A 20,362-nucleotide genomic window follows, 5' to 3' on the forward strand; every position below is an offset into this window, starting at 1 on the left:
TAACGCTTCTCGTTCCTCAGCCTAGAAAGGCAGTGATGAGAACACAGCGATCGCCATTGACTCAGCGTTAAGGACCATGGGGCCGATTCACGCGATCGCGCCCAGCTGTGCCCTCTGCCGAAATCTATGGATATTCCTCGGGAAGAATGTGAGGAGAGTCTCAAAATTCCTCAAGTAGCTGTGCCGATGGACTCTGCTGCGATCGCCCAACTCGCGAGTACTTTCAAGCTGCTTTCCGAGCCGAGTCGCCTGCGAGTCCTCTGCGCCCTCCAGTCCGGGCCACGCACGGTGTCTGACGTCGTCACAGCCACGGGTATCCGCCAAGCCAACGCCTCCAAACAACTGAAGCGCCTTGAACAGGCGGGCTTACTGCGTCGTCAATCCCGTCAAGGCTACGTCTACTACGAGATTTGTAACAGCGCCATTTTTGAGTGGTGCGCGGCCATCCAACACCAAGCCTATGCCTGTCCCATCCCTGTTATGGGGTGCTCAAGATGACGGCTGGGGGACAGTGGCAACAGCTCAATGTTCGCTTCAAACCCTTCAAAAACCGGAGATTGCTGGGACTGCTAGCCAGTCAGGTCGTGGTCTTCTGGCTCGACCTTCAGCTCCCGCCCGCGATCAGTCTGCTGGCTTACTACTGGGTGCCCGTGGTTCTGAGCGTGCTCTTTGCTACGCCCATTCAAGTGCTCCTGCTTGCTGGGGTTGCCCTCAGCTTCACGATCGCTGTCGGCCTGTACTGGGGAGATCTCTTCTCGGCTGGCTATCTTGTCCGGATGATTGGCGGGGCTGTCATTGCTGCAATTGCGGTCTATCTGGCCGTCCAGCGTCAGCGCGAGACTGCAGCTCGGTTTCAGCTCGAAGAGCGCTATCGATTGCTAGCTGAGAATGCCTCCGATGTGGTGCTGTTTGCCCAAGCCGACCATCGTATTCACTGGGCTTCTCCATCCCTCCCTCTGGTCTTGGGTTGGAACCCCGAGGACTGGATCGGAACGCGGCTGTCCGTCTTTATCCACCGCCAAGACGCCCCAGCTCTTGAAGCGCTTTACGCGCAGCTCGCTGATCTAGCCAACAGAGTCTCAAGGCATGAGAAAAACTTTCGACTGCGGCATCATGACGGCGACTACCGCTGGTTTGCGATTCGCATCACGGCTGTTTATGACACCACTGGTCGTCTCTCGGGCTATGTCAAAGGGCTACGAGATATCCAAGACCAAGTGCGATCGCAACAAGCCCTAGCGGCAGAACGAGCGCAACTGCGAGCCACGCTCGACTCGTTGATCGATCCCCATGTCTTGCTCACAGCCATTCGCGATGAGCAGGGCAACATCATTGATTTCCGTTACATCGATGCCAACCCAGCCGCCTGTCTCTACAACCGCACATCCCGCGACAAACTGATTGGCAAAACGCTCCTCCAAATCTTGCCGGCACATCAGGCCAGTGGATTACTGGATCAGTACATTCAGGCGATGACTCGTCCTGAGCCGCTGATCCTCAATGACTATGCCTACTCGCACGATATCTACTTAGAAGAACGTCGCTTTGATATCCGTGCTGTTCGCATTGATGAATCACTGAGCTACACCTGGCGCGATGTCACCGATCGCTATCAAGCTGCACAACAACTGGCTGAGGCTAAGGAACGCTATCAGCAGTTGGCGCAGCGCTGGGAATTCGCCATGGATTTCGGTGATCTTGCGATCTATGAAAGCGACTACAGAACGCAGAAGGTTTTTTACTCGCCCGGAATCCTCAATCAGCTAGGCTACCAACCTGGCGATTGGTCCGAGAGTCTGAATGAATGGTTGCAGCGGCTTCATCCAGAGGATCGCATCTGGATTGAACAAGATCTTCAGTCAGCCCGCGCCGATCGCAATCAGTCGATCTACACCATTGAATATCGAATCCAACATCGCGATGGCTCCTACCGCTGGATTATCGATCGCGGCAAAGTCCTGGCCTACGACGATGAGAATCGTCCCCTGCGCAGCATTGGTACCCATATCGACATCACAGAGTCCAAACAAGCGGAGGAAGCGCTGAGCAGAGCCAATCAAAAAATGCGGATGGCTTCGCTGGCTGCGGGCATCGGCTTTTGGGAACTGGACTGGGTCACGGAGCATTGCTCGTGGGATGCCCAGATGTGGAAGCTCTATGGTCTTGAGCCGGGTGCTTTAGAGGAGATCTATCCATCCTGGTGGCAGTTTGTTTATCCCGATGATCGCGACCAGATGCAGCAGTTGATGGCGGGCATCCAAGCGCAGACAACGACCAACTTTTTTGAGCATGACTTTCGCATCATTCGTGCCAATGATCAGCAAGTTCGCCATATCTACAGCTCGATTTATGTGACCCGCGATCCCCAAGATCAGGTCTTGCGACTGTCGGGGGTCAATCTCGACATCACCAATCAGAAACGGGCAGAACAGGAGCTAACGCAACAAGCCCAAACAGATGAACTCACGGGGCTTTTCAATCGTCGTGCTGCGATTGCCAAAATTCAATCGCTCTGTGAACTCGATCGCCGTCACGGCGAAGCAAATGCTGTCTTGTTTTGCGATCTCGATCACTTTAAAAATATCAATGATTACTATGGTCATGCCGCCGGTGATGCGGTCCTCAAAGTGACGGCAGAGCGCATTCAATCTGCCATTCGTAGCAATGATTTTGCAGCACGGATTGGGGGTGATGAACTCTTGGTTGTTCTACGAGGTGTTCAGTCCCTTGAGAATGCAGTAGCGATCGCAGAAAAACTGCGGCATCTAGTGGCTGAGCCCGTGCCAACGGATGCTGGACTCGTTGACTTGACCCTCACCATTGGCGTCACGCTCATCCAATCTGAAGAGACGATTGATACGCTGATCGCCCGTGCCGATACTGCGATGTATCAGGGTAAACAAGCGGGCCGCGATCGCGTTATCTCGTTTACTTGTCCCTTGAATACCCCCGATCATTAACGCTCAGCCACAGCAGAAGACGCGATCGTGCCTGCCGATTGCAGCAGCTGGCTGGAGTCGAAAAATTCTCGGTGAGTGAAGGCGATCGCTTTTTGTAAACGATCCCCTGGGATCACCGCCAAAAAGGTTGCGATCTCCCAATGATTAGCAAACACTAGAGGGAGTGACAAACACTGCTTATCACTGTTGTTGTTCTGGCAGCACCATGTCCGATCTCAACCGCGGCATCATGAAGTTCCAAGGCGCTGACAACCCCTTGGCAATCGGTCTCTCAGCTGTCGTGATTTTGGGCAGCATTAGCCTGTTGATTGTTTGGGGTCTGAACGCGGCCTACAGCTTCTAGTTGAGTGATCAAAGCTGCGATCGCCCGCCGCTTTGGTAACAGTCCTGATCTTCGCTAAAGCAAAGCTCCTCTCCCAAGCTTGAGAGAGGAGCAGCCCATCGAGGTCAAAAAACCTCTTCAGTTGAGCCTCGCTAAGACAACTGACTGCTTCTGAACGAGACTGTTTCGGCAATTGCTCACGGCAACTAGCTGGCTGAACCGCCGTGGCGTTCGTAATCTTTGCGGAAGGTTGGCTGCACTTTGCCTTGAATGCGAGTTGCTTCTGGCCCCGCTTCTAGACCCACATCTTCAGCAGCCCGTTCCAGCATTGATTCTTCGCGGCGGCGAATCTCTTCAGTGCGGCGCAGGTTAAGTTCACGGATGCGATCGCTTTCTGAGTTCGTCATAACTTTTATCTCCACCGGATACTTTCAGTATCAAAGTTGAGCCGGAGAGCCGGAGGCCGACGCAGTAATTCTTTGTGTAGCTCGTTACATTTTTTCGTCTGAATCTGCAGGGAGGACAGTGGCTTGGGGTTGCCAAAAGCTGGCGATCGAGCCAATGCATAGCCACCAGAGCGTGCTGACCTCAGGGCGATAGAGCACGGTGTCAAACAGACCATGCCCCAACATGCCAGCTAGCCCGGCCAAACTTGCGATCAGCCAAAAGCCTTGGGGATCGCGATCGCGCCGCAGTCGAGTCAATTGCCGCACCGCCGTTACGGTCGTCACCAGCAGCAGCCAAATAAAGGAGGCCAACCCGATCACACCTGCTTCGACCATCACTTCCAACGGCACCGAATAGGCGCTGAGCGCTGTGAAGCGAGCCTGTTGATAGAGCGGATAGACCTGATTAAAGGCCGTGTTACCCGGGCCAATGCCCAGCCAAGGGCGGTCTTGAATCATCTGTAGAACCGCCAGCCAGACGTTGATCCGGAAGTTATTGCTGCTGTCTTCACGTCCGACAAAGATGCTCAAGGCACGCACGCGAAGCGGCTCAAGGCCAACGACAGCAATCAACAGAATCGCGACCAATCCACCCAGCACTACTGGGAATAACCAGCGTCGCCAAGGGGCGGGCAGACGGGGCTGAAACCAGTAGAGGCTCAACATTGTCCAAACAAAAATCATGGCGACAAAACCCAGCCAGCCACCGCGACTGTAAGTGAGGATCAGGCATAAGCTGCTCGCGCCGGTCGCTGCGATCGCCAGCAGCTTCGGCAGCCAACCGCGCCATGCCCCGATCGCCGCTGCCGAAAAAGCAGTTGTCGGCACCAAGTAAGCCGCTAACAAGTTGGGGTTACCGAGGTAGCTATAGACCCGCGAGGTGAATTCAGCCACCGAATTGGGATCCACCCAAGTCGCCAGAGCCTCAACGCCATAGATCCACTGATTGAGGCCGTAGGCACTAACAAACAGGGACGTAATCACAATCACTGACAGCACTAGCGATCGCAGGCGCGGGTTACGGAGAATCCGAGCAGCTAGCGCAAACGTCAGCAGGTAGAGCGTCAGCCGAGCGAGCCCCACAATCGCCGCCGATCGCACGGGTGACAGCACTGTCGCCACAGCAGCAACGCCCCAGTAGAGCAGCACCAACCAGTGAATGGGCGTCGCTTGCTGCAGGTCACTATCCGTCAGTGAGAGCAGCACCCAGTAGGCCGCGATCGCTGCCAGTCCCAGCCCAATCGCTGTACTCGGTACAACAGGAGCTGCGCCATAAACCAGCGCAAGCAACAGGCCGCCAATCGCCTCGGACCAGCCCAAAAGCTGACTGGAGGCTCGCCAAGACTGCAAGCTGCCAAACAGCCGATGCAATAAACTACCGCGTCCCCACTGCTGAGGTTGGTAGTGGGCAAAGGTCAGAGCTTGCCAGACAGTCATCGCGATCGCGTCAACGCTTGCTTTAAGAGCTTAATGGTCTGGCTGCCGAATGAAGAGCGCTCGGTAGACCGGCAACTGCTTGTTTTGCACAGCAATTTCCCGTTCCGTCGGGACCGGCAGCGGGTTTTCGGGCAGCCACTCCGAAGTAGTGCGTTGAAAACGAGGCTCGGCGGCAAATTGCTCACACATCGCCGCTTGAACATCGAGAACATCGGATTGAAGAAAGACTTCAGCCCCGGCCGGGAGGGCGTTAGCAAGCGCTTGCACCAACTCTGGCTGGACAACTCGCCGTTTTTGATGCCGTTTTTTGAACCAAGGATCGGGGAATTGAATGCTGACGCGCCGCAAAATCCCTGTTGGCAGCGATCGCAGCAGCGGTTCCAAATCCAAATTGGCGTTACTGAAGTGGTAGTAGAGATTCGTCAACTCACGTTCGCGGGCGATCGCATTGGCTTCGTCCACCAGCGGTTCGCGAATTTCCAGCCCGAGATAATTCCACTCAGGTTGAACCGTCGCCATCGCCAGCAAAAAGCGACCCCGAGCGCAGCCAATATCCAAATGCAGTGGGCGATCGCAGTCCGCATAGACCTGCTGCCAATCCGGCCAAGTGGTCACCACTTGAAACTTCTGAGAGAGCGGATTGACGTGCTGCCGAACGCGAACTCTAGCCATGAATGCTTGCAACTGAAGACAACGGACTCGACCTAGCTTCGCCTAGAATCGGGCTCGATGGCCGAGGGGGTGGCAATGAACCGATCGTTTCGATTTGCCTTGCTGAGCGATCTCCACATCGGACTGCCGCAGACGATTTGGCACCATCCCCACCGCTTCCATTTGATTGAGTGCAGCATTCCAGCCTTTGAGCAAATCCTGACAGAACTAGCAGAGCTGGATTTGGACTTTCTGTTGCTGCCGGGGGATTTAACCCAACATGGCGAACGGGAGAATCATCATTGGTTGCTGCAACAACTGCGCCAGTTGCCCTATCCCGTCTATGTGGTGCCGGGCAACCATGACATGCCGGCGGCAGCCAGCGATCGCGATCGCACGGGCGTAGCAGAGTTTGTTGAGCTCTATCAGGACTTTGGCTTCACTAGCGATCGCCCCTACTATCGCCAGACTCTTATTCCTGACCTCGACCTATTTGGGTTGAACTCGATCGCCTTTGACGAGTCCGGCCATCAGTTGCATCGGGGTCGCGTCGATCGCGAGCAATTGGATTGGCTCCAGCAGGAATTGGCAGCATCAACGGCAGCTCAGCGTTGGGTGATGATTCACCACAATGTGCTGGAACATCTGCCCGACCAGCAGAAACATCCCCTCGGCCAGCGCTACATCTTGGAAAACGCTGAGGAGTTGCGATCGATTCTGGAGGCGGGTGGCGTTTCGGTGATCTTCACCGGCCATCTCCACATCCAAGCCACTAGCCAGCAAGGTCAGCTCTGGGAAGTCACCACCGGCTCTTTGGTCAGCTATCCCCATCCCTACCGGATAGGAACCGTGCAGCCCGCCGCTGATCATTGGCAACTGGGACTACAGTCTCGTCGAGTACAGTCAATTCCCAGCCATCCCGACCTGCAAGGGTTTTCCCACGATTGGATGGGCGATCGCAGTCAGAGCTATCTGCTCCGCCTCTTGACCCATGAGCCTTTGAACTTGTCGGAGGCAGAGGCGATCGCCCTCCTACCAGCACTACGGAACTTCTGGGCAGGTGTTGCTGATGGCGATACTACTGTCCCAAGCCTAGTGGAGGCTCCGCCCCACGTGCAGGCTTATTTCCATCGCTACAGCCGTGCTCAACAGATCGATAACCAGGTCGCGCTCTCGCTAGCGAGTTTTGGGCGACAGCAAAGCCAACACCGAGGTGTAGCCATGCAAATAGCTGCTGCCAGCGATCGGGCCGATTTCGCCATTGCAGAAAAAGCCAGCTAGCGGCAACTCCGAGAGGTAATGCTGAATCAGTTGCGACTCGAAGTTGGCCTGCTGATAGAAGGGCTTACCGCGCCCCAAGCAGGAGAACAGCAATGCCGCAGCGGGTTTAGCAGCAGACTGCTGGCACCAATGTCCCAGTTGCCGCTCTAGGTCATCCGCAGCGGTTTGAGCATCGCGCACATGGAGTTGTAAGCGTTGCCCGACTCGGACGCGATCGCCGATGGCAACAGCGCCAGTGCGGGGGTCAAAACCCAGCAGATTGCGGATCAAAAAGTCCCCCGGCTGCAGCACCGTCTGAAAGGCGTTGCAGGCCAGACCCACGCAGAGCGATCGCTGGGATTCTGCCGGTAGTTGTTGAAGAACAGACTGGAGCGCTTGGAGGGCTGAAATCGGTTCGTCGTCTTCGGTCTGCAGTTGTCGCAGGATGTTGCGATCAGCGGCAGCGATATGCCAGAGCGGACCCACAGGACGGCAGCCCTGCGCCACGATCGCCTGCAGTTGAATGTTTCCGCTGAGGGCGAGGCCAATCACGCCATCGACTTGCCGATCTTGAAAGAATAGACTCGTCACTGCAGATTCTGTCCCGACCCCACTGGACAGCCCGCCAACCTTCACGGACTCGGGATAGGCAAAGTCCAGTCCTTGCAAGAGGTCTTCAATCTTGGCGCTGAATGGATCGACCATCAGTAGAAACTGGGGATTGTCGGCGGGATTGACGCCGATCGCCTCAATCCAAGCCTGAGGTGGACTATCCAGATCCGGCAGATCCTCTGGGCTGAGGTGAAAGGGGGTCGCCCGGACTCCGGGCAGACTAGCCAAGAGCAGCGTCAAGGCGGGTTGTTGTTCGCACTCCACACCCACACCCTGCTGGGTGCCGACAATTCCGCCGCCGCAACAGCCCAAGAGGCGAGGTACCTGCAACTGTTCTTGCAGCAGCGGTAAGAGTCGAGGAAAATCGCTGGCAAAGCTAGCTGAAACAAAGATCAGTCCTAAGTCCGGGGCAACGCCAAGATCTGCAAGCGCCCGCGTCACCACTTCCTGCAGCGCAAGCTCCAAGGAAGGACGGATTGAGAGGGCACAACTCCACTGCATGGGCGCGGCGATCGCAAAAGACCGAGGGCATACCTACCTGTTCTGACGATACTCTTCTGTGTGCGCTCTTGGGGGATGGGAGAGAACCAGGGGGATGATTGATCTAATTAGAGTGTCTTGAGCCTGCAACGACTGGGCAATCTCAACAAAAAGGGAACAGCGTTTGCTAGTGTGTTTGTGGCTGAGCGGAGAATAGAACTCCGCCATACGGTGCTGAGAAGGTCATCCGCATGAGCGACATCCAAGAAAAAATTGAACAGGCCCGGCAAGAGGCTCACGCCATCAGTGAAGAGAAGGGCGCTACCTCGCCGGACGCAGCGGCTGCATGGGACGTCGTTGAAGAACTGCAAGCCGAGGCTTCGCACCAACGGCAACAGCAATCAGAAACTGAGCCTTTCTTTGGTCAGTACTGCGATGAGAACCCCGACGCAGCTGAGTGCCTGATCTACGACGACTAATCGACAAACTGAGCGCTTACCGACTGGCGCTATGCTGATCGACAGGCTTGGGAAGTATTTCCTGAGCCTTTTGCGTGATTGAGCCTCGATCGGGCGATCGCGCTGTTCTGCTGGCTAGGAACGCATGATTTCGCAAACCCTGCTGCGATCGCTGGTGTGGACGGACTATCGCCTTGCCGTTCTGATTTTGGTGTTTATTCCCCTTGTCTTGCTGGTTTGGTCGCTGTTTAGCAAGCTCGAGGCGATCCAGCGCCTGATGCTGATCTATTGGCGCGTCGCTAGCTTGTTGGCGATCACCGTGCTGATGATGGTCGCAGCGCTACCGCTGAGTTTCCTGACTGGCTTCCTCGCACGGTTACTGATTCCGATTAGCCTCTGGTTCTGGGTGGATTTGAACGAGGAAGTCGAAGATCTGCCCCGCTTCCGTCCCCTACGGCTGGGTTTTACAGCTTGGCGCTGGGCCGTGACGATCTACTCAGGCTTGGGTCTGCTGCTCAGTGCGCGATCGCTGCCCTGCAGCTTTCTGCCCCGCGAAGTGATCGTCCAAGATGCTGTCTGTAATTTTTGGCTTTCGCCACCCTATGGTCTGCGGGAATGGCTGTTGAGTGGCTATAAACCCGGCTTGATTAGCTTCTTTGGAGTCTTTGGTCTGGTTGTCTACGGTCTCTGCTTGGTGCAGTTCCTGCTGACCCGCCTGCCTCGCCAAGGTCGCTGCGCACTCTAGGGCCGATGCGAAGCGAGGAAGGACCATGACGCTACCGATTCATCAACTGGAGCAGTACAGTCTGCGCCACCGCGACCAAGTCTTGCGCGTCTTGGCAGAGGATCAGGGTGAAGCGATCGAACTCCTTGTCTTTCGGGGGTTCTCCAGTTCACTGACTCAGCCCACTGCTTTCGATCCCGATGTGCCGGTCTTGCCAGCCTCTGCCACGATTCAATTGATTCAGCGCTTTTGCAGCCCGTATAACCCTGACCAACCCCTCGCACCGCCGCAAACTTGGGAAGCCTTCTTGGCTGAGTTAAACAGCTAGAAAGCTACCTACCTTGAGCAGTGGTAATTGAAATCCCATACGCAGGGGCAATTGCCGATTGCCAGCGAAGGAATTAACAAATTGTTACAATGGCTACATCTGTTAGCCAGAGGTCACGCTTAGCATGCCGGCACATCATCAGGAGTCTCGCATGCCCGATCGCTTGCTGACTGCACCCCTTGCTGCTGTTGAAGACTACTTCCAGCGATCGCATGGACAATGGCACTCCCAACGCCGCTACTACACCCTCAAGAGCGGTGATGTGCAGGAAGTAATCAGCACGATTGGCGTGACGGCGTTGACTCAAGGCGATCGCGACCTTTTGGATCTCGCGGCTCTACATCAGTTGGACGTAGATTTGCTCTGCGGTGCTTGTGTGACTTGGCAGAGTGAATACCAAGGCCCCGAAGGAAAAACTCAAGAAGGACGAACGGTTTTTGGTGTGTTGGGCGATCGTCTCTACCGCGACAGCGGCTTTGCAACCCGCAAGCCCGTCATTGCCCGTTTTCAGCTGAATAACCCCGATACCCTGACCTTGCGCAGTGAATATGGTGGCTCAAGCTTTGAGGAAGAATGTCGCCTGATTGGGCAACACTATCGAACCCGCCAAACCATTATTTCTCGCGCTGGTGAAGAGATCATGATTGGTCAGTACCTTGAGCAGCGCCTTGCCTAAGGTAAGTACCTAGCCGCGTGACCTCATAAGAGTAGCGAGTTGCCACTTTGCAGTCAGGATCTTCAATGTAACGGAAAGTTTACGTCTACTCTCATTTAAGAGGTGATTTTCTGTCGCAAGAGTCTTGAAATTGAGCGAGTTCTAGTGGTGCCTATCTTGGTCAATCGATCGCGCTTAAGCTGCTTCTGCAGGGTATTTTTGACTCGCGATAAGTCCGTGAAGACCGTAATTGATCACCCGATCTTTGGATGCTTTAAGGTCACGGAAAGTTTACATCTGTTCTCATTTACTAGTCAGGTTTTTATTGAAATGAGGATTAAAATTGCCAGCATTGAAGCAGTGCCTGTCCTAGGTACAAGATCAATCCCAGTGAGTGATCTAGAACGGTTTGGAGTCTAGGCAAAACCATGGAAGGGGTGAAGACGTCACAGTTAAGGAATTTAAAGTAACGAAGTATACATAAACTGGCTGATTAGGCTAACTTCTATCGCAAGAACATTGAAATTCCTATGGTTTCGGTGGTAGGAAACGCCAAACTGTTCATCATGATCGGTTTGACTCAGTAATACTTGTTAAAACTCCGTTACTCCTTGTTTCGGTGTTGCTTCGGCACTCTTCCCTCATGTACTCCTCTTCATACTCGGATTCTCAAGAATCTAATCTTGTTGTTTTCCCTATGGCTGCTACCCCGAAGACCGCATTACTCGTTCAAGTCGATTCCTTTCAGGCAAAGGTCTGGTCTGCAGCTTTAGCCTCTCAGTCGATCACGGTCATTCAAGAAGCGACAAACGTTGATCTCGGCGTCATGTTGGAGCAGATGGGCGCAGCAGGACTGACGCTGCCGGACTTGGTCATTGTTGACATGGCCTCGGAAGGGATGAATCCCTTTGCCTTCTGCCGCTTCTGCCGCAATCAATATCCCAACGTCAAGGTCTTGCTGACCAACAGCACGCAAACGCAAGTTACGGAATCTGAGCAGCGCTGGGCTATTTCCCAAGGTGCTCAGGATTTGTTGCCCGCTTTTCAAACAAGCTCGTTGCTCACGGATTTGATCACAGCGCTGGGTCAAACGACGCAGGTTTTGGGACTGCCCATCCTAGACCAGCAGGCACTGATCCAAATCCTGCCAAAGTTACTCGAAACCCCAGCCGTGCCAGGTAGCGAGGCCGAAGCAGTGGCAGAAGCCCCTGCTCCCACGGTGTCTCAGCCTCCGGCTCCTCCCGCTCCTGAAACGCCCAAGCCTCAGCGCTTCTACCGAGGACGTCCCTATTGAGCTGGCGTTGGGGTTTGAATCTCCTCTTTAGTTTCGGTAGCGCCAATCAGGGCAGCAAGTTCGTCGATGTTAAAGGCGATCGCTAATCCCACTGCGATCGCCACGATCACAACAGAAATCCAACGGGAAGACTTCATTGCTCACTGCCCAACAACCTTACGTGTTGAGCTTAGAGGCTTGCTCACCCAAAGTCAGCCGTTGAGCGATCCAGAGGTTAGGATTGCCAAGCAGACTTCAGCCAGTAATCACGATGGGGTGGGAGTGGCGACGGCTTGGGGCTGAACTCAAGCTAGAACCGTTGCGGAATTTGTTAGCAGGACTCGTTTCAGGTTCGCTCCTGCTCAGTGAAAATCTTTCAGCTGGATTGCTCATTTACGGTGGTGTTCTCAGTCCCTATCTCGCCTCGGGGCTAGCAGGGTTGCTGATCAGCACGGCCTTTCTCAATTGCTTGGGTGTGAATCGTCAGGGGCTTGCCTATGGCATTGCCACGCCAGACTCACGCATCTACTCCTTGCTCGCGATCGTGGCAGCTGCCATTAGCCAGTCAGAAGCCTTGGTCGATACCGGCATGCTGGGGGCAACTCTGCTGATCTACTGGATTGTGACTACTACCAGCATCGGTGTTGCCCTCTGGTTGATGGGGCGTCTGGGGCTCGGCGAGTGGCTGCGCTATATTCCCTATCCGGTTGTCGGTGGATTTTTAGCGGCGACGGGCTGGCTGCTGATTTCCGGCGGTTTCAATGTTGCCTTGGGCTTCAAGCTTTCTGCGGCGAGCCTCGATCGCCTCTGGAACCTCGACTCGGGTGCAAAACTGCTGGTGGCAGTGGTGTTTGGTCTGCTGCTCTGGCAGTTGGGAACAAGGCTTAACCGCGTTTGGATTACTCCAGCCCTCTTATTCAGTGGCTTGGTGGGCGCTCATCTGATCCGGTTGGGCTTGGGTGCTTCCCTCGTAGAGGCAGCGCAAGCGGGCTGGTTTCTACCGAAACTGACCCCTCGTTTAATCTTCTTCTGGAACTGGCCTGCGATTCCAAGTATTGACTGGGCCTTGCTCTGGCCGCAGTTTGCTGTGATTCCAGTGTTGATTTTGCTAGCTGCTATTTCGCTCACGCTGAATCTCAGCAGTCTCGAAAATATTGAGAAACGGGAGCTGGATCTCAATCAAGAGCTGCAGCGCACTGGGCTGACCAACTTGATCATGGTGCCGTTCGGTGGGTTTTCGCCGGGGCTGCTATCCGGCAGTCGGAGTACTCTCAATCGCCTTGCGGGGGCTTCAACGCCCTTGGCAGCTTGGGTGGCGGCTGGCCTGATGTTGGTCGCTGTCAGTCTTGGCGATCTAGCTCAGTGGCTCTGTAAACCCGTTTTGGCAGGGCTCCTGATCAACCTCGGCTTGCTCTATATCGATCGCTGGGTCTTTCGCTCTATTCGGCTGCTGCCCCAGCGAGAGTATTGGGTGACGATCGCGATTCTGGGGATCAGTATTGTTGCAGGTTTCCTAGAGGCGATTACCGCAGGCATTTTGTTCAGTAGCTTGACGTTTATCGTCAGCTACTGTCGGGCTCCGGTCATTCGATCGATGGTGTCCGGCGCTTATCTGCATAGCAATATTGAGCGAGTAGAAGCACAGCAAGCGATTCTGCGTCGTCGGGGGGCGGTGCTGCAGGTAGTCTTTCTGCAAGGCTATTTATTTTTTGGAACGGCTCGGCGGATTGTGGCAGCGGTGCGAGATCGCCTGAGCCAGAGTCCTGAGGAGATCCATCTCGTACTGCTGGACTACCAGGCAGTCACTGGGGCAGACTCTTCAACCGCTGAGGTGTTTAGCCGTTTTGCCGTAGAGTTACAAGCTCGGTCAGTGCAACTGTGGGTAGCGGCGATCGCTCCCGAGTATCAAAAGCCCCTCCAGCCTTTTCTGCAGGTTTTGCCAGGGCATCAGCAGTTTCCCGATCTGAATGCTGCTCTGCAAGCCGCAGAAGCGCAACTCCTTGAGCGGTACGCCCGCCGCCCCAAAAGTCTGCCCTTTGCCTTGCTCTTGCCCGAATTGTTGAGGCTCGCTGATGACTGCGAGGTGCCCCTCCATCGATGGCAGCGATCGCAGCTGAAAGATGGCCAAGTGCTCTATCAGCAGGGCGATCGGGCTGAGACCCTCTACTGGCTGGAGCGCGGTGAGCTGTATTTACAAGCGACCGAAGCCTGGGAAGCGCGGCAGGTGTTGGCCGGCAGTCCCTGCGGTGAGCTTGCGTTTCTCCGCGGCGAAACGCAACCCCAAACGGCGATCGCCGTTGGTCGCTGCACGGTGTATGGACTGAGCCGCACCGCGCTGGCGGAATTAGAGCAAAGCCACCCCATGGTCGCGATCGCGCTCTATCGCTGGCTGCTCCATCGCCAAAGTGAGCAGTTACACGATCAGCAATTGCGGCAGCACTATCTTCAGTCGTAGGGCTGTGTTAGTCGGCGCGGGAGCCCACGGCAGTGGGTGCTTCGCTGGCAGACTGCGAGGCTCGCGACGGCTGATAGCGTTGGCGCCACCACGCAAAGGCACCGCCGGTGGCAAACATCACCAAGCTGTAGATTGCTGCCGGAATCGCCATGGTGGGGTTATTGAGCAATGTCGGAGAAGCTGCGATCGCGATCGCCAAGGTGCCGTTTTGTATGCCCACTTCAAGACCAATCGTGGTAGCACGGGCGTAGCCCAAACGGGTTATGCTCGCCAACGCCACTCCTAAGGCCATGGACAAGAGGTTGAGAAGCAGGACTACTCCGCCCACTTCTTGGAAAAAAGACACGATATTCTGGCGTTCTTGGGCAAAGAAGCCGACGATCACAGCTGACAGAAACGCTGTTGAAACCCACCGCACACTGCGATCGGCTCGCTGAGCCAGTTGAGGGGCAGAATGCCGGAGGCTCATGGCCAAGGTCACGGGCAGAATCGTGATCACGGCGATTTGTAAAACTGTAGGGCCAACGGGCAGCGAAAAGGAATCGGTTTGATCCAAAAACAGCCGTAGGCCGAGATTCACCACCCAAGGAATCGAAACGATCGTGATCAGGCTACTGAGCGCAGTCAACGTGATCGACAGCGCCACATCGCCAGCTGCCAAAAACGTAAAGAGATTGGAGGTTGGCCCACCCGGACAAGCCGCCAAAATAATCACACCCACAGCCAGTGCAGGCGAGAGGGGCAGTAACTTAGCGATCGCAAATCCCACAAGGGGCAAGACCAGGAGCTGGGCAATCAGTCCGACCGCCACCGCTTTGGGTTGCTGCCAAATCCGCCGAAAGTCTTGTACCGTCAGCGTTAGGCCCATGCCAAACATAATGATGAACAGTGCCAGCGGCAGCAACACTGTGGAGAGCAAACTGGATTGCATGGCTGCGACTGCCGAACAAGGATGGTGGTGATTGTATCGCTCAATCTTCACCGGCTTTGACCGCTGAACAACCGAATGAGCACTTTGCGCCAGACTGACAGGGAATCCCAGCAGTTGAGCGGAGTGATTGAGTGACCACCAGCGATCGCATAACGCCGATCACAGTGGCGGGGTTGAGTGATTACCTCAAAAGCCTGATTGAAGATGAGCGGCAACTGCAGCACCTCTGGATCTGTGGCGAGGTTTCCAGTAGCAAAGCCCACACCTATGGACTCTTCTTCACCCTGAAGGATTCACAGAGCTCAGAACAGCTGGACTGCGTTGCTTGGTCGAATAGCTTGGCCAAACTGCAACACCGACCCGAAGTGGGGCAACAGGTTTTGTTGCTGGGATCCGTACGCCTTTATCCCAAGCGCAGCAGCTACCAACTGCAAGTTGTGCAATGTCTGCCCTTTGGCGATGGATTGAAAGCACTGCAACGCCAACGGCTGGAACAGCGACTCCTAGCGGAAGGCTTATTTGCTGACGATCGCAAGCGCCCTTTACCGCTCTATCCCCAAACGATCGCGGTCGTCACTTCCCCTCAGGCCGCTGCTTGGGGTGATATTCAACGCAGTTTGCGACAGCGATCGCCAGGACTTAAGGTCTTACTCTCGCCAACGCTAGTGCAAGGGGAGCAAGCGCCAGCAGCCATTGCGACAGCGATCGCACGGGTCGTGGCTGATGGTCGCGCTGAGTTGATCATTCTGGCGCGGGGCGGTGGGGCACGCGAAGATTTGGATTGCTTCGACGATGAGCGGGTGGTGCGGGCGATCGCCACTTGTCCGATGCCCGTGGTCACTGGTTTGGGGCACGAGCAGGATGAAACCTTGGCCGATCGCGTCGCGGATTGGGCTGCCCATACCCCAACAGCAGCAGCGACGCGAGCCGTCCCAGCTTGGACAGACTTGCGTCAAGGCTGGCAGCAACTGCGCCAACGCTTGATTCAGGCACAGCGAGAACAGTGGCAGACCTATCACCGCCAACTACAGCACTGTCAAACCCGCTTAGGTTGGCCGCTGCTCCAACGCCGCTTACAGCAAGCCCAACATCAGCAGCAATCTCTGCGTCAGCGGCTACAACAGGCCAGCCGATCGCAACTCGCTCAGGAACGCCAGCGCCTAGAGCATCTCCAGGAACTGTTGGCGATCCTCAATCCAGAATCCGTGTTGCAGCGGGGTTATGCCTTGGTACGCCGCGATCGTGCCCTGATTCGGCAGGCGCAGGATTTAGCGGTGGGCGATTGCCTCTCCCTTCAGTGGGCCGATGGCACCGCAGAAGTCTGTGTGGAAACCGTTACACCCGCACCTGAGAACCAAAGCGATCGTTAAGAGCCCGCATCTCGAACAAGGGACTGGCTAGATTGCCCAACAGGGTCAATGGATCCTGATTCTCTTGCGGGGGCTCGCGATTCATGAAGGTTTCTCGTCGTGCGTTGCTGGGTGGAGCAGCAGCTGCCGCTGGTGCGAGTGTTCTGACGCGATCGCCCCATGCCCAAGCACAGACGCGTTCGACAACAGCTGATGTCGTTGTTGTGGGTGCGGGTTATGCAGGATTGGCGACCGCGTGGCAACTGCAAAAGGCTGGGCTTAATGTTTTGGTGCTCGAAGCCCGCGATCGCGTGGGGGGGCGGGTTTGGTCGATTGACCTCAAAGGCGGCGGCTGGCTCGATTTAGGCGGTCAGTGGTTGGGAGCAACCCAAGACCGCTTTGCCGCCCTGATTCAAGAGATGGGCTGCGAAACCTATCCGACCCCTAACTTTGGCGACACCCTCTACCGAGGCGTGACCAGCAGTGGCTACTACCGCGTCAAAGCAGATGGCAGCAACTGGGAGTCGGTGCCTGGCAGTGACTTGATCGATGCAGCCGACGAACAACTGTCAGCCATGGTCGATCAGATCGACCCGAATGCACCGTGGCAGCATCCCCAAGCAGCAGTCTGGGACGGCATCACGTTTGGTCAGTGGTTGGATCAAAACGTACCGGATGCCAATGCGCGCCGCTTTCTGATTGCCAGCGTTTCCTACGCCTGCGCCAGTCCCCAAGAAATTTCGATGCTGCAACTACTGTTCATCATCCGCGCCTGTGGGGGCTTGGCGATGCTGGATGGCTTTGAGGGCGCCGCCCAGCAGGATCGGATCATTGGCGGGGCACAAGTTGTTGCGAAGCGATTGGCAGAGCGACTCGGCTCGCGCATCCAGTTCAAACAACCCGTCCGCAAAATTCGCTGGAGCGATCGCGGCGTGACCGTGTTCACCGATCAACAAGCGATCGCCGCCAAATCTGTTGTCATCGCCGTGCCGCCGACTTTAGCAGGCAGCATTGAATACGAGCCAAGCCTGCCCACCGATCGCGCCCAAATTACTCAACGCTGGCCCCAAGGCTGTGTGATCAAAGTCGGCATGGTGTTTGAGGAACCGTTCTGGCGCAAGGACGGCCTCAGCGGAGCTTCGATTGACTACGGCTCCTTAGTTGGTGAAACCGCCGATAGCAGTACCCCGCCCGAATATTCCAAACAGGGCATCCTCACTGGCTTTGTCTACGCTGAAACCGCGCGACAGGTACTGCGACTCTCCGCTAGCGATCGCCGTCAACAACTCCTGGCTTCCCTGCAAAGCCGCTTTGGCGATCGCATCCTCAAACCCGTCTTCTACCAAGAGATGAACTGGGCAATGCAGCCTTGGACCAAGGGCTGTTACGCCGGTTATCTTGCACCGGGAGCAACCTACCTGTTCAAATCCACTGTTCGCGATCCTGTCGGGCCCTTGCACTGGGCAGGGACAGAAACTGCGAGTCAGTGGCCGACGTTTATCGATGGTGCGATTCGGTCAGGTGAACGGGCAGCGCAAGCGATCCTTAGCCAGCGGTAGTGCCCACCCCTCAGAAGTTGGGCAACGTCGCCTGACTTGTCATCGCGGGAACCTTGAGATTGCCCAGCGGGCTGCGATGCTACCCAATCAAGACAGAACGGTTGGGGGTTGCAGGGCGATCGAGCTGGCTGTCTCTGCGAGTTTAGATTCGAGGAAATTTCATGTCTCAACACCTGGAAACGCTAGCGCTTCATGCAGGCCAGAAGCCTGACCCCACCACCGGCTCGCGAGCGGTTCCCATTTACCAAACCACCAGCTACGTCTTTCAGGACGCCGAGCACGCTGCCAATCTGTTTGCACTCAGGGCGTTTGGCAACATCTACACCCGCCTAATGAACCCCACCACGGATGTGTTGGAGCAGCGACTGGCCGCTCTGCATGGGGGCACGGGTGCGGTTGCCACCAGTTCGGGTCAGGCAGCGATTTTTTATGCGATCGCGGCGATTACCTCCGCCGGTCAAAACATCATCAGCACGACGAATCTCTACGGCGGCACAATCAACCTCTTCCGCCACACCCTCAAACGCTTCGGAATTGAGGTGCGCTTTGTCGATAGCAGTGATGCCAGCAATGTTGCGGCAGCGATCGATGAAAACACGCGCTTGGTCTACACCGAGTCGATCGGCAACCCCAAAGGCAATGTCGATGACTTTGAAGCGATCGCGGCGATCGCCCATGAAGCCGGTATCCCCTTCATTGTCGATAACACCGTCACGCCGCCGCCTCTCTTTAATCCCCTAGAACATGGAGCAGATATCGTCGTCCTGTCCCTGACTAAACTGGCGGGCGGCCATGGCACTTCCCTCGGCGGTCTTGTCCTCGAAAAAGGCGATTTCCCTTGGAATAACGGTAAGTTTCCCGAAATTGCAGGCCCCGACCCGAGCTACCACGGCGTGAATTTCTGGGATGCCTTTGGTAACCATCCGGGAGCCGTTGCCCCTGGCCTAGCCTACGTTCTCAAAATTCGGACTGGACTGCTGCGCGACACCGGCGCTACCCTCTCGCCCTTCAATGCCCAGCAAGTTTTGCTAGGGGTCGAAACCCTGCCCCTACGAGCTGAGCGCCACGTTCGCAATGCGCAAGCAGTGGCGGAATGGCTGGAGCAGCATCCCCTCGTGACTTGGGTGAACTATCCGGGACTCCCCAGCCATCCCGACTACGATCGCGCGCAACGTTATCTCCCCAACGGCGCGGGCGCAATCTTGGGCTTTGGTGTCCAAGGCGGACTGGAGGCTGGTAAGCGCTTTATCTCGGCGGTCAAACTCGCCTCCAATTTGGCCAACGTCTTGGATGCCAAAACCTTGGTCATTCATCCCGCTTCCACAACCCACCAACAGCTTTCGCCCGAGGAACAAGCGGCCGCAGGCGTGAGCCCTGACTTTGTGCGGCTCTCAGTTGGGCTAGAACATTTGGATGACATTTTGGCCGATCTCGACCAAGCCCTGCAGGCTTCGCAAGTCGCCTAGGTTGTTCTGTTCTGGGCTTGCGATCGCAGGCCCACCCAGTGTTTTGCTATGCCGATCATCATTCCGCAGGATTTACCGGCTCGTCGGATTTTGGACGCGGAACACGTCTTCACCTTGGGGGATGCTGATGCCCGGCGACAGGACATCCGAGCCTTGCAGGTGGTGGTGCTCAACCTGATGCCGACCAAAGTCACGACCGAGACTCAGATTGCGCGTGTCCTCGCAAACACGCCGCTGCAAGTCGAGCTGACACTCATTCACACCGCCAGCTACCAACCGACTCACACAGATCCCGAACATCTCCGCAACTTCTATCGCACCTTCGATCAAATCCGCGATCGCAGCTTCGATGGCTTGATTGTGACGGGTGCGCCGGTGGAAACCCTGCCTTGGCAAGCCGTAGATTACTGGTCGGAATTAACGACGATTCTGGATTGGAGTCGCGAGGCTGTGAGATCAAGCTTGTTCATTTGCTGGGGTGCACAAGCGGCGCTGCAGCACTTCCACGGCATTGAGAAACGCACCTTACCGGCCAAACGATTTGGCGTCTTTTGGCATCATCTCCGCGATCGCAGTTCCCCTTTAGTGCGCGGCCATGATGATGATTTCCTCGTGCCGGTCAGTCGTCACACAGAAGTCATCACAGAAGAAGTCGTGGCTCAGCCGCAGCTACAAGTGTTAGCTGAAAGCGATGAAGCAGGTCTGCATCTCCTCTGGGATGCTGCCCAACATCGAACCTATCTGTTCAACCATCCCGAATATGATGCTGACACGCTCGATCGCGAATATCGGCGCGATCGCGACAAAGGCCTCCCGATCAATCTGCCGCTGAACTATTACCCCAACGACGATCCTAATCAGACTCCCCGTGTGCGTTGGCGCAGCCATGCCCAATTGCTTTACACCAACTGGCTCAACTATGAGGTCTATCAGCCGCTGTCCTGCTAATCCCAGCTGAGCAATCGGTCTCTTACTGGCATTGAGCCAGTACCGATG

21 protein-coding genes are annotated in these 20,362 nt (G+C 55.9%); 14 read left to right on the forward strand and 7 right to left on the reverse strand.

The window, feature by feature from the left end; translation table 11 throughout:
* Positions 1–126: 126 nt before the first annotated feature.
* Both DOP62_RS11460 and DOP62_RS11465 read left to right on the forward strand, forming a co-directional pair.
* Positions 127–498, forward strand: a complete 372-nt coding sequence (locus tag DOP62_RS11460) for an ArsR/SmtB family transcription factor (RefSeq protein WP_261789926.1) — start codon at positions 127–129, stop codon at positions 496–498.
* Positions 495–2,960, forward strand: a complete 2,466-nt coding sequence (locus tag DOP62_RS11465) for a sensor domain-containing diguanylate cyclase (RefSeq protein ID WP_208674919.1) — start codon at positions 495–497, stop codon at positions 2,958–2,960. Before DOP62_RS11460 ends, DOP62_RS11465 begins: the two co-directional genes overlap by 4 nt.
* On the opposite strand, the gene DOP62_RS11470 is transcribed toward DOP62_RS11465, so the two are convergent.
* Positions 2,957–3,115: a hypothetical protein gene (locus DOP62_RS11470; protein ID WP_208674920.1), complete on the reverse strand. Its 159-nt coding sequence runs from the start codon at positions 3,113–3,115 to the stop codon at positions 2,957–2,959. The genes DOP62_RS11465 and DOP62_RS11470 overlap by 4 nt on opposite strands.
* A 50-nt stretch (positions 3,116–3,165) precedes the next feature.
* Here DOP62_RS11470 and DOP62_RS11475 point away from each other — a divergent pair, with 50 nt between their 5' ends.
* On the forward strand, positions 3,166–3,303 hold the full coding sequence (locus DOP62_RS11475; RefSeq protein WP_208674922.1) for a hypothetical protein: 138 nt from the start codon (positions 3,166–3,168) through the stop codon (positions 3,301–3,303).
* Positions 3,304–3,488: 185 nt separating this feature from the next.
* Here the strand turns inward: DOP62_RS11475 and DOP62_RS11480 are convergent, their stop codons facing one another.
* From DOP62_RS11480 to trmB, 3 genes are all read right to left on the reverse strand, one after another.
* Positions 3,489–3,689, reverse strand: coding sequence for a hypothetical protein (locus DOP62_RS11480; RefSeq protein WP_208674924.1), 201 nt, complete (start codon positions 3,687–3,689; stop codon positions 3,489–3,491).
* Positions 3,690–3,773: 84 nt separating this feature from the next.
* Complete coding sequence (locus DOP62_RS11485; protein WP_208674926.1) at positions 3,774–5,165, reverse strand: IctB family putative bicarbonate transporter; 1,392 nt, start codon at positions 5,163–5,165, stop codon at positions 3,774–3,776.
* Between the two features lie 30 nt (positions 5,166–5,195).
* A complete protein-coding gene (gene trmB / locus DOP62_RS11490; RefSeq protein WP_370538798.1) occupies positions 5,196–5,837 on the reverse strand; it encodes a tRNA (guanosine(46)-N7)-methyltransferase TrmB in 642 nt (213 codons plus the stop codon).
* Between the two features lie 75 nt (positions 5,838–5,912).
* Here trmB and DOP62_RS11495 point away from each other — a divergent pair, with 75 nt between their 5' ends.
* Positions 5,913–7,097, forward strand: a complete 1,185-nt coding sequence (locus DOP62_RS11495) for a metallophosphoesterase family protein (protein WP_208674928.1) — start codon at positions 5,913–5,915, stop codon at positions 7,095–7,097.
* On the opposite strand, the gene DOP62_RS11500 is transcribed toward DOP62_RS11495, so the two are convergent.
* On the reverse strand, positions 6,993–8,189 hold the full coding sequence (locus DOP62_RS11500; protein WP_370538799.1) for an FIST signal transduction protein: 1,197 nt from the start codon (positions 8,187–8,189) through the stop codon (positions 6,993–6,995). The genes DOP62_RS11495 and DOP62_RS11500 overlap by 105 nt on opposite strands.
* Before the next feature lie 230 nt (positions 8,190–8,419).
* Here DOP62_RS11500 and DOP62_RS11505 point away from each other — a divergent pair, with 230 nt between their 5' ends.
* The 5 genes from DOP62_RS11505 (at position 8,420) to DOP62_RS11525 (ending at position 11,627) form a co-directional block, all read left to right on the forward strand.
* Entirely contained in the window at positions 8,420–8,647 is a 228-nt protein-coding gene (locus DOP62_RS11505) for a Calvin cycle protein CP12 (RefSeq protein ID WP_208674930.1), read from the forward strand.
* A 124-nt stretch (positions 8,648–8,771) separates the two neighbouring features.
* Positions 8,772–9,371, forward strand: a complete 600-nt coding sequence (locus tag DOP62_RS11510; protein ID WP_208674932.1) for a DUF3177 family protein — start codon at positions 8,772–8,774, stop codon at positions 9,369–9,371.
* Positions 9,372–9,396: 25 nt separating this feature from the next.
* Positions 9,397–9,678: a DUF7734 family protein gene (locus DOP62_RS11515; RefSeq protein WP_208674934.1), complete on the forward strand. Its 282-nt coding sequence runs from the start codon at positions 9,397–9,399 to the stop codon at positions 9,676–9,678.
* 151 nt (positions 9,679–9,829) lie between these two features.
* Positions 9,830–10,354: a phycobiliprotein lyase gene (locus DOP62_RS11520; RefSeq protein WP_261789930.1), complete on the forward strand. Its 525-nt coding sequence runs from the start codon at positions 9,830–9,832 to the stop codon at positions 10,352–10,354.
* Between the two features lie 676 nt (positions 10,355–11,030).
* Positions 11,031–11,627, forward strand: a complete 597-nt coding sequence (locus tag DOP62_RS11525) for a response regulator (RefSeq protein WP_261789931.1) — start codon at positions 11,031–11,033, stop codon at positions 11,625–11,627.
* Here DOP62_RS11525 and DOP62_RS11530 read toward each other — a convergent pair.
* Positions 11,621–11,764, reverse strand: coding sequence for a hypothetical protein (locus DOP62_RS11530; RefSeq protein WP_208674940.1), 144 nt, complete (start codon positions 11,762–11,764; stop codon positions 11,621–11,623). The genes DOP62_RS11525 and DOP62_RS11530 overlap by 7 nt on opposite strands.
* A 113-nt stretch (positions 11,765–11,877) precedes the next feature.
* Between DOP62_RS11530 and DOP62_RS11535 the strand changes: the two genes are divergently transcribed.
* Positions 11,878–14,061: a SulP family inorganic anion transporter gene (locus tag DOP62_RS11535; RefSeq protein WP_208674942.1), complete on the forward strand. Its 2,184-nt coding sequence runs from the start codon at positions 11,878–11,880 to the stop codon at positions 14,059–14,061.
* 7 nt (positions 14,062–14,068) lie between these two features.
* On the opposite strand, the gene DOP62_RS11540 is transcribed toward DOP62_RS11535, so the two are convergent.
* A complete protein-coding gene (locus tag DOP62_RS11540) occupies positions 14,069–14,992 on the reverse strand; it encodes a bile acid:sodium symporter family protein (RefSeq protein WP_208674944.1) in 924 nt (307 codons plus the stop codon).
* Positions 14,993–15,123: 131 nt separating this feature from the next.
* Between DOP62_RS11540 and xseA the strand changes: the two genes are divergently transcribed.
* The 4 genes from xseA to DOP62_RS11560 all read left to right on the forward strand — a co-directional run bounded on the left by xseA (position 15,124) and on the right by DOP62_RS11560 (position 20,314).
* Complete coding sequence (xseA, locus tag DOP62_RS11545; protein WP_208674946.1) at positions 15,124–16,362, forward strand: exodeoxyribonuclease VII large subunit; 1,239 nt, start codon at positions 15,124–15,126, stop codon at positions 16,360–16,362.
* An 83-nt stretch (positions 16,363–16,445) separates the two neighbouring features.
* Positions 16,446–17,900, forward strand: a complete 1,455-nt coding sequence (locus DOP62_RS11550) for a flavin monoamine oxidase family protein (RefSeq protein WP_208674948.1) — start codon at positions 16,446–16,448, stop codon at positions 17,898–17,900.
* A gap of 161 nt (positions 17,901–18,061) precedes the next feature.
* Complete coding sequence (locus DOP62_RS11555; RefSeq protein WP_208674950.1) at positions 18,062–19,366, forward strand: O-acetylhomoserine aminocarboxypropyltransferase/cysteine synthase family protein; 1,305 nt, start codon at positions 18,062–18,064, stop codon at positions 19,364–19,366.
* A gap of 48 nt (positions 19,367–19,414) precedes the next feature.
* Positions 19,415–20,314 (forward strand): homoserine O-succinyltransferase, encoded by a 900-nt coding sequence (locus DOP62_RS11560; protein ID WP_208674952.1) that lies wholly within the window; start codon positions 19,415–19,417, stop codon positions 20,312–20,314.
* The last annotated feature ends 48 nt before the right edge of the window (positions 20,315–20,362 follow it).

Source organism: Synechococcus elongatus PCC 11801 (assembly GCF_003846445.2).
Lineage (GTDB): Bacteria > Cyanobacteriota > Cyanobacteriia > Synechococcales > Synechococcaceae > Synechococcus > Synechococcus elongatus_A.